Annotated in this window: 16 protein-coding genes, 1 tRNA gene and 1 pseudogene; 8 read left to right on the forward strand and 10 right to left on the reverse strand. The window is 68.8% G+C overall.

Annotated features, from left to right (window positions below):
- Positions 1-313: 313 nt before the first annotated feature.
- The 4 genes and pseudogenes from IEY73_RS34120 to IEY73_RS15555 form a co-directional block, all read left to right on the forward strand.
- Positions 314-841 (forward strand): annotated as a pseudogene (locus IEY73_RS34120) (serine hydrolase domain-containing protein); the annotation flags it as partial.
- A gap of 22 nt (positions 842-863) precedes the next feature.
- On the forward strand, positions 864-1,337 hold the full coding sequence (locus IEY73_RS34125) for a serine hydrolase (protein WP_268240451.1): 474 nt from the start codon (positions 864-866) through the stop codon (positions 1,335-1,337).
- Positions 1,338-1,613: 276 nt separating this feature from the next.
- Entirely contained in the window at positions 1,614-2,309 is a 696-nt protein-coding gene (locus IEY73_RS15550) for a response regulator transcription factor (RefSeq protein WP_189079920.1), read from the forward strand.
- Positions 2,302-3,405 (forward strand): sensor histidine kinase, encoded by a 1,104-nt coding sequence (locus tag IEY73_RS15555; RefSeq protein WP_189079921.1) that lies wholly within the window; start codon positions 2,302-2,304, stop codon positions 3,403-3,405. The genes IEY73_RS15550 and IEY73_RS15555 overlap by 8 nt, the downstream gene beginning before the upstream one ends.
- Positions 3,406-3,475: 70 nt before the next feature.
- Here IEY73_RS15555 and IEY73_RS15560 read toward each other — a convergent pair whose 3' ends face one another.
- From IEY73_RS15560 to IEY73_RS15580, 5 genes are read right to left on the reverse strand one after another with little or no spacing between them, the layout of a single operon-like run.
- On the reverse strand, positions 3,476-7,573 hold the full coding sequence (locus IEY73_RS15560; protein ID WP_189079922.1) for a discoidin domain-containing protein: 4,098 nt from the start codon (positions 7,571-7,573) through the stop codon (positions 3,476-3,478).
- Between the two features lie 7 nt (positions 7,574-7,580).
- Positions 7,581-8,687 carry a glycoside hydrolase family 130 protein gene (locus IEY73_RS15565; protein WP_189079923.1) on the reverse strand — a complete coding sequence of 369 codons (1,107 nt, stop codon included), beginning with the start codon at positions 8,685-8,687 and terminating at the stop codon, positions 7,581-7,583.
- 23 nt (positions 8,688-8,710) lie between these two features.
- On the reverse strand, positions 8,711-9,613 hold the full coding sequence (locus tag IEY73_RS15570) for a carbohydrate ABC transporter permease (protein WP_189079924.1): 903 nt from the start codon (positions 9,611-9,613) through the stop codon (positions 8,711-8,713).
- A gap of 1 nt (position 9,614) precedes the next feature.
- Complete coding sequence (locus IEY73_RS15575) at positions 9,615-10,598, reverse strand: carbohydrate ABC transporter permease (RefSeq protein WP_189079925.1); 984 nt, start codon at positions 10,596-10,598, stop codon at positions 9,615-9,617.
- Positions 10,599-10,620: 22 nt separating this feature from the next.
- Positions 10,621-11,922 carry an ABC transporter substrate-binding protein gene (locus IEY73_RS15580; protein ID WP_189079926.1) on the reverse strand — a complete coding sequence of 434 codons (1,302 nt, stop codon included), beginning with the start codon at positions 11,920-11,922 and terminating at the stop codon, positions 10,621-10,623.
- Positions 11,923-12,233: 311 nt separating this feature from the next.
- On the opposite strand from IEY73_RS15580, the gene IEY73_RS15585 reads away from it, so the two are divergent.
- The gene (locus tag IEY73_RS15585) at positions 12,234-13,319 is read left to right on the forward strand and encodes a LacI family DNA-binding transcriptional regulator (RefSeq protein WP_189079927.1); all 1,086 of its coding nucleotides are present in this window, start codon (positions 12,234-12,236) and stop codon (positions 13,317-13,319) included.
- A gap of 61 nt (positions 13,320-13,380) precedes the next feature.
- Complete coding sequence (locus IEY73_RS15590; RefSeq protein WP_189079928.1) at positions 13,381-13,947, forward strand: Uma2 family endonuclease; 567 nt, start codon at positions 13,381-13,383, stop codon at positions 13,945-13,947.
- Positions 13,948-14,185: 238 nt separating this feature from the next.
- On the opposite strand, the gene IEY73_RS15595 is transcribed toward IEY73_RS15590, so the two are convergent.
- From IEY73_RS15595 to IEY73_RS15610, 4 genes are all read right to left on the reverse strand, one after another.
- Complete coding sequence (locus IEY73_RS15595; RefSeq protein ID WP_189079929.1) at positions 14,186-14,551, reverse strand: DUF5615 family PIN-like protein; 366 nt, start codon at positions 14,549-14,551, stop codon at positions 14,186-14,188.
- Positions 14,548-14,775, reverse strand: coding sequence for a DUF433 domain-containing protein (locus IEY73_RS15600; protein WP_189079930.1), 228 nt, complete (start codon positions 14,773-14,775; stop codon positions 14,548-14,550). Before IEY73_RS15600 ends, IEY73_RS15595 begins: the two co-directional genes overlap by 4 nt.
- Positions 14,776-15,011: 236 nt before the next feature.
- A tRNA-Gly gene (locus tag IEY73_RS15605) sits at positions 15,012-15,082 on the reverse strand.
- 54 nt (positions 15,083-15,136) lie between these two features.
- Positions 15,137-15,655, reverse strand: coding sequence for a pyridoxamine 5'-phosphate oxidase family protein (locus IEY73_RS15610; protein ID WP_189079931.1), 519 nt, complete (start codon positions 15,653-15,655; stop codon positions 15,137-15,139).
- A 75-nt stretch (positions 15,656-15,730) separates the two neighbouring features.
- Here IEY73_RS15610 and dcd point away from each other — a divergent pair, with 75 nt between their 5' ends.
- Positions 15,731-16,309 carry a dCTP deaminase gene (gene dcd / locus IEY73_RS15615; protein WP_189079932.1) on the forward strand — a complete coding sequence of 193 codons (579 nt, stop codon included), beginning with the start codon at positions 15,731-15,733 and terminating at the stop codon, positions 16,307-16,309.
- 38 nt (positions 16,310-16,347) lie between these two features.
- The gene (locus IEY73_RS15620; RefSeq protein WP_189080003.1) at positions 16,348-16,623 is read left to right on the forward strand and encodes a YciI family protein; all 276 of its coding nucleotides are present in this window, start codon (positions 16,348-16,350) and stop codon (positions 16,621-16,623) included.
- 1 nt (position 16,624) lies between these two features.
- Here IEY73_RS15620 and IEY73_RS15625 read toward each other — a convergent pair whose 3' ends face one another.
- Positions 16,625-17,164 carry a phosphoribosyltransferase family protein gene (locus IEY73_RS15625; RefSeq protein WP_189079933.1) on the reverse strand — a complete coding sequence of 180 codons (540 nt, stop codon included), beginning with the start codon at positions 17,162-17,164 and terminating at the stop codon, positions 16,625-16,627.
- Between the last annotated feature and the right edge of the window lie 90 nt (positions 17,165-17,254).

Raw genomic sequence — 17,254 nt, forward strand, 5'->3', positions numbered from 1 at the left:
CCCCGGCAACGGTCGTCCGTCTTCAGTGGAGGAACAACCCCGGCGCACGGTCTGCGCCGGGATTCCCGACTGGGGGAGGACCGTGACCATGACATCGACATCGGTGCCGGGCGTCGACCGGCGGCGACTACTGCAGTGGGGCGGGCTGGCAGCCGTCGGCGCGCCCTTGGCGCATGCCGGGCTCGCGCACGCCGAACCGATCTCCGCCGCCTCGTCCGGGCACGACCGGATCCCGCCGGACACCCGGCCCGGCGGCGCCTACGACCGGTACATTGCGCGGTTGGCCGCCGAGGGCAAGTTCTCCGGCGTGGTAATGCTGTCGCACCGAGGCCGGACCGTGCTCTCGCGCAGTTACGGCATGGCCGACGAGGAGCGGGGGATCCGCAACCACGAGGGCACCGCGTTCAGCCTCAGTTCCGCGGGCAAGACGTTCCGCGCGGTGGCCATCCTGCAACTGGCGCAGCGGGGCAAGCTGCGGCTGACCGACACGGTGGGCGAACACCTGACCGGTTTCGCCGCCGACATCGCCGAGCACGTGAACATCCACCACCTGCTCTCCGGATTGTCCGGGCTGGATTCCCCGGACGAGGACGTGCAACGCATCTTCAACAGCGGGGAGGAGGTGCACGGGTATTACGAGCGGCGGGCCCGGCAGGCGACACTGGTCGGTGTCCCGGGCGTGCCCCGGAGCGCCCACGCGGAAGCCGAAGTCACCATTTCCGCGCTCATCGTGGAGGCGGTGACCGGCATGACGTACTGGGACTACGTCACGGAGAACGTCTTCCGGCGCTGCGGCATGACCGGCTCGGGGTTCTACACCCGGCCGCAGTGGCTGACCGATCCACACATCGCACACCCCGTACATGACGGTGGCCGACGGCAGCGTGGTGGACGCGCTGCACCACCTGGACCAGGGCAGCCCGGAGTCGTACATGCTGGGCAAGAACCCCGGCCGCGCCTTCATCGACGCCCCCGGCGACGGTGGCTTCAGCACCGCGCCGGACCTGATCCGGTTCGCGCACGCGCTGACCGACGGCACGCTGCTGGACCGGCCCTGGGCGGATGTGCTCTTCGGCGCGAAGATCCCGCACGGACCGACGTCGTTCGGCGCCTACGGGCTGGCGATCGGCATCGTCGAGGGTCAATGGGCATACCAGCGCGCCGGGGGCAATCCCGGTGTCGGCGCCAACTGGAGTCTCTATCCGGACACCGGCTGGGCCGGCGCCATCCTCGACAATCGGGACGGCGTACCACTGGTGGACCTCATCGGGCGGGAGAATCAGGCGGTCACCGGCGCGCCGCCGGACGATGGCGCAGGGGGCGGCTCGGGTGGCTGAGACGCGGGCGTATCGCGGGCATATGCAAAACCGCATACGGCCTCCTGGTCGAGACCGCACAGTACGTCTTCCGGCTCGACCGTGTGTCGTCGGTGGACGACGTGCTGGTCAACGCCGCCGGCGCAGCCCTCTTCGGCCTGGCGTCGCGCCGTTGGTGGCGAAGCGCGGCGGCAGAGCCGCAGGACCAGCCGAGCCGCACGCCGTCGCCCGTCCCGTGAGCCGCGTGTCCGGTCTGCGGTCATCGGCGGGTTTTGGTGCGGACCATAGGCTTCGGGCATGCGCGTTCTGATCGTGGAGGACGAGCCCTACCTGGCCGAGGCCGTCCGCGACGGTCTGCGGTTGGAGGCGATCGCCGCCGACATCGCCGGCGACGGTGACTCCGCCCTGGAAATGCTCAGCGTCAACTCGTACGACCTCGCGGTCCTCGACCGGGACATCCCCGGCCCCTCCGGTGATGAGGTCGCCCGGCACATCGTCGCCGCGGGAATCGGCATCCCGATCCTCATGCTCACCGCCGCCGACCGGATCGACGACAAGGCCTCCGGGTTCGAGCTCGGCGCCGACGACTACCTCACCAAGCCGTTCGACCTGCGGGAGCTCGTGCTGCGGCTGCGGGCGCTCGACCGCCGACGTGCGTACGCGCGACCACCGGTCCGGGAAATCGCGGGTCTGCGGGTCGACCCGTTCCGCCGGGAGGTCTTCCGTGACGGACGGTACGTGGCGCTCACCCGTAAGCAGTTCGCCGTCCTGGAGGTCCTGGTCGCCGCCGAGGGTGGCGTGGTCAGCGCCGAAGAGCTGCTGGAACGGGCCTGGGACGAGCACGCCGACCCGCTCACCAACGCGGTCCGCATCACCGTCTCCGCACTGCGCAAACGGCTCGGCGAACCGTGGATCATCGCCACCGTCCCGGGCGTCGGCTACCGCATCGACCCGCAACCGGACGCCGGGCGGCCGGGCGGCGGACGTGGATAGGCCGCAGGGGCTGAGCGTTCGCGTCAAGCTCACCCTCAGCTATGCCGGATTCCTCATGCTCGCCGGCGTTCTGTTGCTCGCCACGGTGTGGTTGTTCCTCCTGCGCTACGTCCCCGAACGCGCGCATCTCGTCCCCGCCCCCGGCTCCGACGAGGTGCCCAGAACCGGTGTCTTCCCGGTCCGGTCCGAGCTGCTGGACGCCTTCGCCCCGCGAGCCGCCGCCGTGCTGATGTTTCTGCTGGCCCTCGGGCTCGTCGGCGGGTGGATGCTGGCCGGCCAGATGCTCGCGCCGCTCACCCGCATCACGGATGCGGCGCGGCGGGCCGGCAACGGCTCGCTGTCCCATCGGATCCGGATGACCGGCTCGGGAGACGAGTTCCGGGAACTCTCCGACACCTTCGACGCGATGCTCGACCAACTCGAATCGCACGTCGCCGAGCAGCAACGGTTCGCCGCGAACGCCTCCCACGAACTGCGTACCCCGCTGGCCATCACGCGGACACTCCTCGACGTCGCCCGCAAGGACCCCACGCAGGTGCAGCCCGAGCTCATCGAGCGACTGCACCACGTCAACGCGCGGGCGATCGACCTCACCGAGGCGCTCCTGCTGCTCAGCCGCGGCGATCTGCTGGCCCGCGACACCGTCGACCTCTCCCTGGTCGCCGAGGAGGCCGCCGAGACCCTGCTTCCGCTCGCCGAACAGCGACGGATCACGCTGGACGTCACGGGCGCACCGGCCCGGACCAACGGCTCCGCCGAGCTGCTGCTGCGGATGGCGACCAACCTCGTCCAGAACGCGATCGTCCACAACCTCCCCACCGACGGCACCGTGACCGTACACACCGAGGAGCAGCACGGCACGAGCCTGCTGCGCGTCGAGAACACCGGCCATCGGCTGCCGCCGGACCTGGTGCCGACCCTCGCCGAGCCGTTTCAGCGCGGCACCGAGCGCGTGCGCACGGACGCGCACGCGGGGGTCGGCCTGGGCCTGGCCATCGTGCGGAGCATCGTCCGCGCTCACGACGGAACCCTCGACCTTGTCGCCGGCCCCACCGGCGGCCTGGTGGTCACGGTCCGATTCCCCGGTACGACATGAGGGCTCGCCGCAACGCCGCCGGGTCAGCAGTCCTCCGTGGAGGACTGCTGACCCGGCAGGTACAACGTTCTTATCCCTGCTTGACCAGCGTGAAGTCGACGGTGGTCACGTTGCCCGCGATGTCGAACACTTCGAGCTTGTTCGCTCCCTCGACGGCTCCGAAGACGCCGGGCTTGACGTAGTTCAGGTCCGACCATTTGTTGTCGGTCAGGTCCTTCACCGTGCCGTTGAGCACCGCCTTGTCGATCAGCCCCTCGTCGAACAGCTTGAAGCTGACCTCGCTGAAGACGCCGTCCCGTCCCTTCGAGCCGTCCTTCACCGTGACGGTCGGGGACTTCCGGTCGGGCCGCTGCTTGACCAGCCCGTGCAGTGCGTCGGCGAGGGCCTTCGCGTCCCGGTCGACCTGAGCCTGGGTCGCCTCGGTGGCGCGCAGGGTCGACTTGGCGGCCTCCAGCGCCGGCAACAGCGGAACCCAGCTCGCCGGCGTGTACCGGAGGCTTTCCAGTTTGTTCGCCCGGTCGACGAGCCGCTGGAGCTTGGCGGTCTTGGCCGCGACGGCCACCGGGCACTGGACGTACTCGTCGCCCTTGGCATGGGTGAGCAGGAGCGAGGTGGATCCGGTCTTCCCCGCCTTGAGGGTAACGGTCACCTTGCCGTCGCCGTCGATCTTCGGGGTGCCGGAGACCGCGACGACCTTGTCGTCCAGCGAAATGACGCTGACCTCGTCGTCCTTGTCATGCGGGGAGATGGTGGCCACGCCGATCGCCTTCTTCTTGCGCGGGTCCACCTTCAGCGGCGAGGCGTCACAGGTCAGCGTGTAGCCGCCAAAGACCTCGAATTCGAAGATCGAGATCCCGTACTTCGTGGTGGGCAGACCGATCACCCGCAGGTACCGGACATCCGTCGGTGTGAAGTCGACGACGTTCTTGGGGTCGTCCGACGACTTCTGCACGTGCGCCAGCTCGGTCCAGTGTTCGCCGTCGAGGGAGCCCTCCACGCGGTAGTCGTTCGAGGTCGCGGCCTCCCAGGTGACGACCGCCTGGTTGACGTTGCGGACCTGCTCCAGGTCGACTTGGAGCCACCGCTCGGTGGTGTACGGGGCGTCCTGCCGCTGCGACGACCACCGGGTGGTGGGGTTGCCGTCGTTCGCGTTCGTCACCGCCAACGTGGTGTTGTACACCGAGTCGGCGCTGATCGGCCGGCCGAGCGCGAGGTTCTCCCGACCGGAGGACGCGGCTGGCGCGTCGGTGACCCGGTCGTCCGGGAAGACCTCGAACTCCCAGAGGGAGACCGCGTACTGGGTGGTGCTCCGCTGCACGGACTGCATCCGTACGTACCGTGCGGTCTCGTCCATCTTGATCAGGTCGACGCCGCCGTCGGAGCCCGCACCGCTGGTGGCGAAGGCATCCCGCCAGGTCTTCCCGTCGTCGGAGAGCTGGATCTTGTACTGCTTCGCGTAGGACGCCTCCCACCAGAGCCGGACCGACTTGACCGGCTGGACCGACCCCAGGTCGACCTGGACCCAGGCGGTGTCCGAGAAGTTCGCGATCCACCGGGTCTCCGTGCTGCCGTCGGTCACGTTCCCGGCGGCCCCGCTGCCCGAGCCGGAGGCGGTGACCGGCCGGCCCAGCGCGCGGTTGACGCTCGCTTCGGTGGCGAGTTCCTTGACGGCGTACCCATGTCCGCCGGAACTGGTGACCATCAGCACCCGGACGAAGGTCGCCAGGGTGGGCGCGATCTCCAGATCCACGTGTCCACCCGAACCGTCCGAGGCGTAGCTGCGGTCGGTCCAGACCTTGCCGTCCAGCGAGGTCTGCACCAGGTAGCGCTTCGCGGAGTCGTCGCCCCAGGTGATTGACACCTTGGTCAGCAGGGTGCCGGGCTCAAGCTCCTTCTGCAGCCACGCCGTGCCGTCACCGGCCGAGTGCCAGGCGGTGGACTCATCGCCGTCGCCGGCCAGCGCGGCGGTGCCGCCCTTCGCGGAGCTGCTCGCCGTGTACGCCGACCGGCCACCCGGCGCGCTCGCCGTCAGCGGCACGGTCACGGTCCGACCGAGGTCGGCCCCGGAGCCGAGTGCGACGACGCCGTCGTATGCGCCCTTTGTGCCCTGGACGGCGACGTGCACCACCAGGCCGGGCCGGCTCGGGTTCGCGACGCTCACCACGGGGGTGTCGCCGGACTCGTCGAGGATCACGATGCAGGGCTGGCTCACCTCAAGCGAGTGCCCGCCGCCCAGGTCGAGGCTGCCCGCCTGGTAGAAGGTCGCCATGGTGCGGTGCAGCCCGGCGTGCCGGACCGCCTGGACCTTGGCGTCGTTGCGCAGCACCTCGACCGCCGGGTCTGCGGCGTACGCCTTGACCTGCGCGGGCGTCTTCGCCGGCAGGACCACGTACTGGTAGCCGGCGTCGGTCGGCTTGACCCCATGGTCGAAGTAGAGGGTGAAGGCGTCCCGGGTCACCGGGTCCTGGTCGATCCAGTTACCCGTCTGCGCCTTGTTGGAGACGAGGACCTGCTGGTCGCCCGGGAAGACGTAGCCGACCTCGTCGTTGTACGCCCAGGTCGGGTGCGCGACGGCGGCGGAGTCGGTGCCGGCCGGCACGGCCTTGCCGTTGACCGAGGCGTTGGACTTCGCGACCGCCTGGTTCACGGTGGTGTGGATGGCGGCGGCCGAGTCGGAGTCGATCCCCGCGCCGAGCGCGACCATCTCGTCGTCGAAGTAGTAGTAGCTCTTGCTCCCCTTGGTGGCGGCCCGGTCGAGGGAGTAGACGCTCGCGCCGTAGGTGCCGTCGGAGACGCCGCCGGTGAAGCTGCCGCCGTTGCCGGTCGAGCCCTGGACCTGGTCCTTGACGTACGGGGCGGTCACTCCGGGGTAGTGGAACCAGTCGAAGGCCGGTCCCAGGTCGTACTCGTGGTTGTTCACCTGGATCGTGGTGCTGCCGGCGCTGTTCCAGACGATCTCGTTGCCGACCTCGGGACGGAAGATCGAGCGGTACTCGCTGCCGACCATCCGGCTGGAGTTCACCCGGGTGAAGATCCCGTAGTCGTCGCGGAGGTGGGAGTAGTACTCCGAGCGCCAGAAGTACTTGTCACCGGTGACGCCGTTGGTGCGGGTGCGGCCGTAGATGCTGTCCAGCACCGCCTGGTACGCGCTGGCGTAGAGCGGGTCGACGCGGACCATCTTCGTCAGCGGCTCGATGAACTCCGCCGCGTGGCTGGTGACGCCGCCGATGGTCGGCGTCGGGCGGTACCACAGGTAGAGCATCCCGAGGTCGCCGCGGATCATCCACCGGGTGCCGTCGATGATGTAGTAGGCGATGGTGTCCAGGTTGTCCCGGCTGAACGCGAAGGTGGTGCCGCGCGCGGCGTCCGCCCACAGGGCGACGTTGGTGAAGAGGGCCATGCCGTAGCCCTCGCTGTAGAGCTGGGCACCGTGCGCCCAGAAGCTGGCGTCGGGCTGGACCGCCTCACGCACCGTGCCGGAGTTGTCGACGGCGACGGTCTGGACCATCGTGTCGAACCCGGCGCGGATGTTGTCGGCGTTCTTGGTGGCGAGCGCCTCGAAAAGGTAGTTGGTGGTCCGCCATGCGCCGTTCGCGCCGACCGGGTCCAGCTTGCCGCTGTTGTGCTTCAGGGTGACCTGGAGCGCGTCGTCGCTCAGCGCGTCGCCGACAAACGTGGAGATGCGGCCCATCGCGATGGACTCGCCGATCTCCGTCTCCCACCAGTTGGTGTTCCCGGGGTCGACGGCGTCCCAATATCCGAGCGCACGCTCCAGGCCGTTGAGCACCTCGGGCTTCTCGTACCCCGGCGCCGACGGGTCGCGGTAGGCCTGGGCCATCGCGACCATCCGGTACAGCGCGATGTACGCCTGCCAGACACGGCCGTTGGCGGAGCTGGTCCGGTCCGCGTAATCCACGTCGGACCAGGAGCCGTCGGCCTGCTCGGATGCGACGTACTGCAGCGCCTCGGAGGTGCGGCCGAGGAAGATCCCGTTGGCGATCTTGACCTCGTCGCCCTGGGCCAGGTAGTACTCCCGCAGTCGCGAGATGATCGTCGCGACGCCCTCGTCAACGGATGCGGCGGATGCCGGCGGTGGTGCGACCGCGATCCCGAAGCCACCGAGTATGAGACTCAGGGCGACCGCGATATGTAATCTGATGCGTCTCATACTCGTCTCACATTCTCTCCATGGGGGTGTCCGCACGGCGCTCCAGCTCGGCGACGCCGATCTGGGAGTCCGCCATGCCGTAGAAGACGAAGGTGCGGCCCTCGATCTCCTCGACGGCCGTCGGGAAGACGACGTTGCCCAACGTCCCTTGCAATTCCTCGTCGGTCTCGGGTACGAGGAGCGGCTCCGGGGTGCGGGTCAGCACCCGACTCGGGTCGTTCGGGTCGAGCAGCATCGCGCCTGCGGTGTAGCAAGCGCCGTACGCGAGCTCGAAGCCCTTGACGTCCGCTCCGGTCACGCCGTGGTGGAGCACGAGCCACCCCTCGGGCACCCGCAACGGCGCCGGCCCACCGCCGATCTTGGACTCCTCGAACGGCATCTCCGGGGTGGCGAGAAGCTTCGACCCCCGCACGTACGTGAGTGCCGAAAGATCGCGCAGCACCTCGTCCAGGCCGACGTAACCGATCCAGATCGACGGACGTACGTCCTCGATGCCCGCCGGCGCCGGCGCGCCCTCTCCGGGGCGCAACCAGTCGAGATCCCACATCGGACGGTGCAGGAGGGCGAGGGCGAGCTGTCCGTCCGGTCCCGGGACAGCCTCCGGAAAGAAGACGACGTCCTTGTTCGGGAACAGGTTGAGGTCGGTGTCCAGCTCCGGCTGGTAGGCGAACCGGATCGGCCCGAGACGTTGCCAGGCCACCGTGTCCGACGACACCGCGAGAGCAGGGCAAGGTCCGAGCGGCCCGTACGCGATGTACGTCATGACGTGCATGCCGAGAGGCTCGACGAACGTGATCCGCGGGTCCTCGACACCGGCGTTCTGTCGGCCGTGTTCCCATCCCTCGTCGGGGGAGAGCACGACGCCGAGCCGCTCGACGCCGACCGGTACCCCGTTCTCGACCATCACCCGGGCGCGGCCGATGCGCGAGACGTTGCCCTGCGCCACCAGGCGGGGGAAGAGGTAGAGGTGTCCGTCGGGCCCCCACGCCGTACCGGGGTTCAGCACGCCCTCGACCTCAAGCGCGTTGCCCGGCTCGGGCCTCATGACGGTGCCGATCCGGCGCAGCCGATAGGGGACGGTCGAAAGGGGGGAGATCTGGTTCGCCTGGGTCATTACCTAGCCTTGAGGTGTGAGGTTCAGCCCTTGAGGGCCGAGCCGAGGTTCGCGGACTTGAAGTGCCGCTGGAAGAGCAGGAACAGGACGACGGCGGGGATCGCCAGGACGCACGCCCCGGCGAGGACGGCGCCCATCGGGTTCGCCTGGAAGGTCGAGTTCGCCTGCGAGAAGTTCGCCAGGCTCACCGCCAGTGGCTGCATGGCGGCGTCCTTCGTGACCAGGAACGGCCAGAGGAACTCGTTCCACGGACCGATGAAGGTGACAAGCATCGCGGTGAGGACCGCCGGACGGACCAGCGGAACCGCGACCGACACGAGGATCCGCAGCTCGCTCGCCCCGTCGATGCGGGCGGCGTCGAAGACGTCCCGAGGGATCTGGAGGAAGTACTGCCGGAAGATCAGGACCGCGACCGAGTTGATGGCGAACGGCAGGATCATCCCGAGGTAGCTGTCGGCGAGGTTGAAGTAGCGCACCACCATGACGTACAGCGGGACCATCAGCAGTTGGAACGGGATCGCCTGGACCAGCAGGACGAGCGCGAAGACGAGACCCTGCCCGCGGAAGGACAGGACGGCGAGCGCGTAGCCCACGAGCAGGCCGAGAACGAGGGTGCAGCCCACCACGCCGGCCGTCATGATCAGCGAGTTGAGCAGCGATCCGAGCAGGTCGATGGAGCTGTTGACGCCGACGAAGTTGTCCAGCGTCAGATTGCCCGGCAGCGGCAGCAGCCCGAGGATGCTGGTGTCCCGCTCCTTCTGCAGCGCACCGACGATCATGTAGTAGAACGGCACCAGCGCGAGGAACGCGCCAACGAGCAGGACGGCGAAGCGCAGCGCGGCGAGCAGGCCGTGACCGGCCCGGTCACTGTGCTCCTCGGTCGTCCGCGGAGTTCCGGCGGTCGCCGGCGTGGCGTTGGTCGCCATGTCAGCTTCTCCTCTCGGTCAGGCGGCGCGAGACGAGCGACAGGATCATCACGGCGAGCACGAGGATCATGCCGATCGCCGCGGCGACGTCGGGTTTTCCCTGCTGGATGCCCTTCTGGTACATCAGCAGCGCGGGCGTCATCGACGCGCCGTTGGGCCCGCCCCCGGTGAGCAGGTACGGCTCGGTGAAGATCTGGCCGGTCATGATGATCGAGAGCAGCACCACGAGCGACGTGACGGGGCGGACCCCGGGGAGGGTGACCGTGCGGAACCTGCGCCACGCGCCGGCACCGTCCACCTTCGCCGCCTCGTGCAGCTCCTGCGGGACGGCCTGCAGCCCGGCCAGGAAGAGCAGCACGTAGAAGCCCAGGTTCTTCCACGTCACATAGACCGCGATGAGCGGCATGATGAGGTGCTGGTTCGCCAACCAGGTGGGGTCCGGCGCGAGATCACCCAGCAGCCTGTTGACCACCCCGTTGCCGTTGAACATGAAGATCCACACGGCGAGCGTCGCGACCGATGCCGTGACGTAGGGGATGTAGTAGGAGACCCGGAAGAAGCCCTTCCAGTGGACGACCGCGTCGAGTCCGGTGGCGAGCAGCAGCGCCAGCACCACGGTCAACGGGAGGTTGACCACGAGAAAGACGAGCAGGTTGCCGAACGCCTGCCGAACGCTTGCGTCGTCGACCACCTGCCGGAAGTTGTCGAGCCCCACGAAGGGGTGCGGCACCGCAACGCCGGGAGCGGTGAAGAAGAAGTCGTGGAACGCCATCCACACCCCGAACCCGAAGGGGACCAGGAAGACGATGACGACGAACGCCGTGTAGGGGGCGCTCAACAGCAGCCCGAGCGGGTGCTCACCGAGGATGCGTTGGAGGCGCCGACGGCGCTGGGTGGGCCTGCGGTCGCCGCGGCCCGGGGGTGGGGCGCTGCGCGCAGTGCCCCACCCCTTCGACCGGGACTCCGCGTCACGGAGGGTGGTCATGAGTCTCCCTGTCCGTTCCGGATCAGCTGGAGATCTTGTCGATGTTGGTCGCCGCTGCGCCGAAGGTGCTGTTCAGATCGCCCTTGCCGGATTGCACGGCGCTGCTCCAGGCGTCGCGGAAGACCTGCATCTTCTCCGCGAGACCATCGACGGTCGGCACGTCGACGGCGAGCGGGACCGACGCGGCGAACGGCTGGAGGAACTCGTTCTGGGCGAGGTAGTCCGACGCGAGATCGGTGACGTCGGTACGGGTGGGGAACTGTCCCGTGGTCTCCAGCAGCGCCAGGTCGTTGTCGTCGTTCGTGGCGAACTTCGCGAAGTCCCACGCGGTCTGCTTGTTGTCGCACGCGGTGTAGAGCCCGATGTTCTTCGAGTCGGCGAAGGTCGACGTCGCGTCGGCGGCCTTACCGTGCGCGGTGGGCATGGGCACGACGCCGAACTCCACCTTGCCGTCGAACTGTCCCTTGCCCCACGGGCCGGCGACGCCCATCGCCGCGACACCGTCGGCGAACGGCCCCGCCCACATGTCACCGCTGTACGCCTCGGCGGAGGAGTAGCCCTGCGCATAGAGGGTCTGCCAGAACTGGAGCGTCTCCATGCCCTGCGCATTGGTGAAGGTGGCCTTGCCGTCCTTGATGAACTGCGTGCCGTCCGAATTGGCGAGGTAGAAGGGGTAGAAGTCGAAGAGCATGTTGGTGTAGTCCGAGGTCGCCGGCGGATAGATCGCCACATCCGCAGCGCCGGCATCCTTGACCGCCTTCGCCGCGGCGAGCACATCGGCGTACGTCTTGAGCTGCGGTTTCTCCGGGTCTAGCCCGGCCTTCTGGAAGACTGTCTTGTTGTAATAGAGCATGAACGGGTTGGTCTTCCAGGGGAGCTGGTAGAGGTCCCCGTCCGTGCTGCGGAAGCCGTCCGCCCCGGTGCCCGAACGGCCGGTGATGTACTTTTCGCCGTCGTCGAAGGTCTTCGAGAGGTCGACCAGACCACCCTGTTTGCGGAACGCGGGGACGGCCGCCGGTGCGGTGTTGAAGACCAAGCACGGCGTGTTCCCCGCGGTGATCGCCGCCCCGATCACGTCCTCCGACGAGCTGCCGGCCGGGATGGCCTGAGCCGTCACCTTCTCGTCCGGGTACTCCCCGTTCCACGCTTCGACGACCTTCTTGGTCCAGGCGATCTCCTGCTCGTTCGTCGAGGTCCAGACCTTGATCGGCCCGCTCGTCAGCTCGCCGCCCGTCCCGCCGTCGCCTCCGGACCCGCACGCGGCGAGCGGCAGCGCCACCGCCGAGGCTGCGGCCAGCGCCACCACTCGTGTCAGACGCCTCATCGCGGTATCTCCTCATCCGGGCCGTAGCGGCCCGATCGTCGTCTCCGTCGCCGGCGTCGTGGCGGGACGGCCTCCGCCGTCAACGCCTCGACACGGCGATCAAACCGGTTTGAATCTGCCGTGTCAAGATTGTTAATTCATGAGGCGGGCGTGTTTCGTGCCTTCCCTCGCATCACGGGCGCGAGTGCGGCAACCGGCATCAAAATCCCAGCTAGAAGCGCTCTGATGTCGATCGCGAGCCGCCTCGGGGACGAAAAATCCGCATGGCCGAGGTACTAAACTATTGCTAAACCATGCGCTAGAGTTTTGCCGTGATCGAATCCGAGCCCTCGCCCAACGGGGCGGCAGAGGCCGAGTCCAGCTCGCGCAAGCGCGTGGTGATCGGCGACGTGGCAGCCCGCGCCGGCGTCTCCAAGAGCGCCGTGTCCTTTGTGTTCAACAACCGCTCCGGCGTCAGCGCGTCGGCCCGCGAACGTATCCTCCGCGCCGCGGACGAGCTCGGGTGGCGCCCCAGCGCGCGGGCTCGCGCCCTGTCCCGCAGCCACGCCCAAGCCGTCGGGCTCGTCATTCGCCGCGACCCGGAACTGCTCAGCACCGACCCCTTCTTCCCCCAATTCATGGCGGGCGTCGAGATCGGGCTCACCGCACACGACTACTCCCTGGTCCTCCAAGTCGTCGCGGACGAGCAGTCCGAGCGTGCCGCCTACCACCGGTTCGCGGACGCGTCCCGCGTCGACGGCGTCTTCCTCACCGACGTGCGCATCGGGGACACCCGGCCGCAGGACGCCCGGGAGCTCGGGCTGCGCGCCGTCGTCATCGCTCCGGAGGACGCCGCGTCGGACGACGGCGTCGCGATCGGGATGAACGACTCCGACGGTGTCCGGCGCGCCGTCCACCACCTGCACTCGCTCGGGCACCGACGGATCGCGCACGTCATGGGCGCCCCCATGTACGTGCACACCGAAGCTCGGCGCCGCGCGTGGCGGGAAGCCCTCGTCGATCTCGGCCTGCCCGTCGGCACGGTCGTGACCGCGGACTTCACCGGAGCGTCCGGCGCCCGAGCGACGCACGAACTCCTCGATCTCCCCGAACCACCGACGGCCATCGTCTACGGCAACGACCTCATGGCCATCGCCGGTGTGTCGGCCGCAACCGACCGCGGTGTGCGGGTGCCCGAGGACCTGTCCGTCGTAGGGTTCGACGACATCCCGCTCGCGCCGTACGCGCTGCCACCCCTCACCACGGTCCGGCAGAACGTCGTGGCGTGGGGCACCGCCGCCGCGCAGACGCTCGTCGCCCTGGTCGAAGGACGGCAACCGCCGACCGTCCGCCTGCCGCCCGTCGAGTTCGTCGTGCGCGGAAGCACCGGACCGACCCGCGACCGGCGCCACGCCTGACCGCGAGCGTCAGGTCCCGGTATCTTGAAGCCGATAGCCGATCGCGTGCCAGGGGGTGTGTATGACTGTCGAGATGGTCGCGCCGGCCTGGATGCATGAGCAGGTCACCGCCGAGCAATACGCGACGTGGACGCAAGAGCAGTGCGCGGGCATCGAGATCGTGGATGGGATGGTCCTGGTGAGTCCGAGCGCCTCCAAGCGCCACAACCGCCTGGCCAGGCTCCTGGCGAACGCCCTGGATGCCGCCGCGGGTCCGGACTGGAACGCGGACACCGATTTTGACGTCCGGCTCCAGGATGTGCCGCTGAACAACCGTCGTCCGGATGTGACGGTGTACCGAGCCGAGACGATTGACGTCATTCCGACACGGCCCGAGCACGTGCTTCTCGTCGCCGAGGTGGTGTCTCCCGGGTCGGAGACGACCGACCGGATCGTCAAGGCCGATCAGTACGCGAGGGCCGGCATTCAGTTTTACTGGCGTGTTGAGCAGGCTGTCACTGGTGCGCCCATCGTCTACACCTACGTTCTCGACCCGGCGACTGGCCGTTACCGCGACGGCGAAGTCTTCGCTGGCGTCGTGAAGCTGACCGCACCCTTCCACGTCGAGGTCGACCTCAACGAGATCTAAGCGGCGGCGGCTCCCACCGACCTGGTCCGCGCACTTTGCGGACCAGGGGCTTCTCGGCTTGGAGCGGGTGACGGGAATCGAACCCGCTCTGTCAGCTTGGGAACTCGCGGAGGAGCCGCCGTTGACCCAGTTCGGCAGGTCGCGTGCGTGGTCGGAGTGGTCTGCGTTCCCCGCTGTTCCCCGTGGGTCCCCGCCGCTACGGGCACGCGGGGGGCACGGCTGGCGGCTCGCGGGCCCGCTATTTGAAGGGAAGGGGGCGGATGCGCATGCGCTCGTCGGTGATCACGACGAAGGCGCCCTTCGCGAGGTCGTCCTCGAACTCTGGGAGGTTGGCCGTCAGCACGGCGGCCAGCGACGCCGCGGATCGATCGGAGCGGCGGAAGAGGACGACGCTTGGTGTGTCCGCTCCCGAGCGGGCGAGGATCTCGCCGAAGTCGGTGTCTGCGGACAGCAGGATGCGCCCGTCTTGGACGGCGCGGGCGAGGACTGTTTCATCGGGCTCGCCGGCCAGATCGCAGCCGGTCACGTGGAGGGCGTCGTGATCGGCTTGCGTCAGCAGGGCGGCGACGCGGGTCGACAGGCATTCGTCGACCAGGAACTTCACGCCGACATCCGCAGCGGCAGTTCGCGTTCGTCGACGGCGAGCGCGGCGAAGCGCAGGCCGGCCAGGATGTCGTCCTTGGTCAGAGTGGGGTATTCGGCGAGCACGTCGGTGGCGTCGTACCCCTGGCCGAGCAGTCCGATGACGGTCGCCACCGGGATGCGGGTGCCGGCGATGCAGGGCACGCCGCCCATGACCCGATGGTCGATGGAGATCCTGTCGCTCATGGCTCTCATCATCGCGCCCAGGCGCCGGTCTTCGCCAGGAACGGACGGACAAGGGACCATGTTCGGAGCGAGTTGGGCGCGCGGCGGCAGCCACCAATGGCCCGCTAATGGCCCGCTTCCTATCGAGAGCCATCAGCATGACCCCGAGATCGTGGGGTTTCCGGGGCTCGGCCCTGGAGCAGGTATGCGAAGAGCCCCTGGTCAGCGCTTTCTGCTGACAGGGGCTCTTCGCGATGAGCGGGTGACGGGAATCGAACCCGCACTGTCAGCTTGGGAAGCTGATGTTCTGCCATTGAACTACACCCGCGTAGCGGCATCACTCTACCCGATCGTCGGCGGGTGCTGCGCGGCCGCCCGGCGCCTATGCCACGGCCGCGCCCACCAACGACCGCGCGGCTAACCGCGTCGACGGGTCGCGCCAGGTGTGGGTGATCGGCGCGGTGCGGGGGACGGCCGCCAGAGGCAGGGCGCCGGCCGGGCCGTGGTGGCGCAGCATGGCTTGCTCGACGGTGAGCTCGAAGAGCTGCCAGTCCACCGATGGCGAGGCGCGCAGGGCGTCGGCGAGGCGGGTGATGACGACGGGATCGGTGACGCGGCGGGCGTGGCCGGACACGTATGCCTCGTCGTCGCTCTCCTCGGGCGGGTAGGAGTGCAGGGCATAGCGCCCGTCGCGCTCCAGATCGCGGCGTTTCGGGGAGTCGACCACGAAACAGTAGAGCCCCTCGCCGGTGATCACCGGGGAGACCGGGTGCAGCCGTGGGCCACCGTCGGGGCGGATCGTAGCGAGGTAGCCCATGCCGGGCCCATACTGCTGCAGGAGTGCGCGGATCGCGGTGGCCAGCCGGGGCTCGGCGGCGGTGAATTCGGACCAGGAAGCCATGACGCGATCATATCGAACATGTGTACGATGAGGCCACCGAAAGGGCGTGCGACACACGATCGGTACAGTGTTGCGATGCTGCTCTCCGACCGTGACCTGGCCGCCGAGATCAAGGCGTCCCACCTCGCGCTGGAGCCGTTCGAGCCGGAGTTGATGCAGCCGTCCAGCATCGACGTGCGGCTGGACCGCTACTTCCGGGTGTTCAACAACCACCTCTACACCCACATCGACCCGGCGGAGACCCAGGACGAGCTGACGTCGCAGGTGGAGGTGCGCGACGGCGAGCCGTTCGTGCTGCATCCGGGCGAGTTCGTGCTGGCGTCCACGCTGGAGGTGATCACGGTCGGCGATGCCTTGGCGGCGCGGCTGGAGGGCAAGAGCAGTCTGGGGCGCCTCGGGCTGCTGACCCACTCCACCGCGGGCTTCATCGACCCGGGGTTCTCCGGTCACGTGACGCTGGAACTGTCCAACGTGGCGAACCTGCCGATCAAGCTGTGGCCGGGCATGAAGATCGGCCAGCTCTGCATCTTCCGCCTGTCCAGCCCGGCTGAGCACCCGTACGGCAGTGCCAAGTACGGCTCGCGCTATCAAGGTCAGCGCGGCCCGACGCCGAGCCGGTCCAGCCGCAACTGGCGCACGTGGGCGACCGGCTGAGGCGAGCCGCGAGGGAGAGGAACACCCCCGTGTATCTGATGATCTCGACATACCGTGTCCCGCTGGAGCAGGTCGATGAGGCGCGGGCGGACCATCTCGCGTTCCTGGGTGGACTGGAGGCGGACGGCCTGCTGGTGTCGGCCGGCCGGCAGGATCCGCCGGCCGGCGGCGTGGTGTTGCTGGCGGTGGACTCCGAGGCGCGCGCCCGCGAGGTCATGGCTGCGGATCCTTACGTGACCGGTGACCTCGCGACATATCAAGCGATCGGGTGGACCCCGGCCCGCGGCGCGCTGGTGAACTGGACGGCGGGCTGATTCACAGGTCGGCGCCGGTGAGCAGCCCGCGCACGGTCAACTCGGCCGACACGGCGGCGGGGCATTCGTCCACGATGACCGCCCCGCCGAGGTAGGTGGCACCCGCGGTGGTGATCAGCCGGGCGAGCGCGCGGATCTGCGCGCCGGTGGACGCCCAGTCGTCCACCACCAGCACCCGATCGTCCGATGTGAGCAGTGCACGGCGTGCGCCGAGGCGCTGCGCGTCGCCGCGATGGTCGGCGGGCACGTCCGCCCAGATCATCGGTTCGGCGGTGGGCCGCCGCGCGCCGGCCCGGTAGACCTCAACGAACCCGGCGTCGCAGGCCACGGCGACCAGCGGTCCGAGCAGGAATCCGGTCACCTCCGGCGACACGACGACGGTCGGCGCGGCGCCGGGGAACAACCCGGCCAGCCCGGCGCCCACCGAGCCCAGCACGATCGGATCTCGCCACCAGCCCGAACGGTCACTCACCAGCAGATCGTCGCCGACGTCCGTCCACCGAAAGGTGGCTTGCAGACGTTCGCGCAGGTCGGGCAGCACCCGGCCATCCTGCCATCGGATGCGCGGGTTGGCCGTACACCCGTTGGCAACGGCTGCACCGGGTGGTCAGAACCTCATCGGACGACGGGT

The organism is Mangrovihabitans endophyticus (assembly GCF_014646155.1).
Lineage (GTDB): Bacteria > Actinomycetota > Actinomycetes > Mycobacteriales > Micromonosporaceae > Actinoplanes > Actinoplanes endophyticus.

What these genes read in the sequence shown, in the direction of transcription:
- IEY73_RS15575 (WP_189079925.1), bottom strand. Translation starts at nt 10,598, where the DNA reads ATGACCACCCTCCGTGACGCGGAGTCCCGGTCGAAGGGGTGGGGCACT.
- IEY73_RS15550 (WP_189079920.1), top strand. Translation starts at nt 1,614, where the DNA reads ATGCGCGTTCTGATCGTGGAGGACGAGCCCTACCTGGCCGAGGCCGTC.
- IEY73_RS15570 (WP_189079924.1), bottom strand. Translation starts at nt 9,613, where the DNA reads ATGGCGACCAACGCCACGCCGGCGACCGCCGGAACTCCGCGGACGACC.
- IEY73_RS15600 (WP_189079930.1), bottom strand. Translation starts at nt 14,775, where the DNA reads ATGAGCGACAGGATCTCCATCGACCATCGGGTCATGGGCGGCGTGCCC.
- dcd (WP_189079932.1), top strand. Translation starts at nt 15,731, where the DNA reads ATGCTGCTCTCCGACCGTGACCTGGCCGCCGAGATCAAGGCGTCCCAC.
- IEY73_RS15580 (WP_189079926.1), bottom strand. Translation starts at nt 11,922, where the DNA reads ATGAGGCGTCTGACACGAGTGGTGGCGCTGGCCGCAGCCTCGGCGGTG.
- IEY73_RS15610 (WP_189079931.1), bottom strand. Translation starts at nt 15,655, where the DNA reads ATGGCTTCCTGGTCCGAATTCACCGCCGCCGAGCCCCGGCTGGCCACC.
- IEY73_RS34125 (WP_268240451.1), top strand. Translation starts at nt 864, where the DNA reads ATGACGGTGGCCGACGGCAGCGTGGTGGACGCGCTGCACCACCTGGAC.
- IEY73_RS15565 (WP_189079923.1), bottom strand. Translation starts at nt 8,687, where the DNA reads ATGACCCAGGCGAACCAGATCTCCCCCCTTTCGACCGTCCCCTATCGG.
- IEY73_RS15620 (WP_189080003.1), top strand. Translation starts at nt 16,348, where the DNA reads ATGATCTCGACATACCGTGTCCCGCTGGAGCAGGTCGATGAGGCGCGG.
- IEY73_RS15590 (WP_189079928.1), top strand. Translation starts at nt 13,381, where the DNA reads ATGACTGTCGAGATGGTCGCGCCGGCCTGGATGCATGAGCAGGTCACC.
- IEY73_RS15560 (WP_189079922.1), bottom strand. Translation starts at nt 7,573, where the DNA reads ATGAGACGCATCAGATTACATATCGCGGTCGCCCTGAGTCTCATACTC.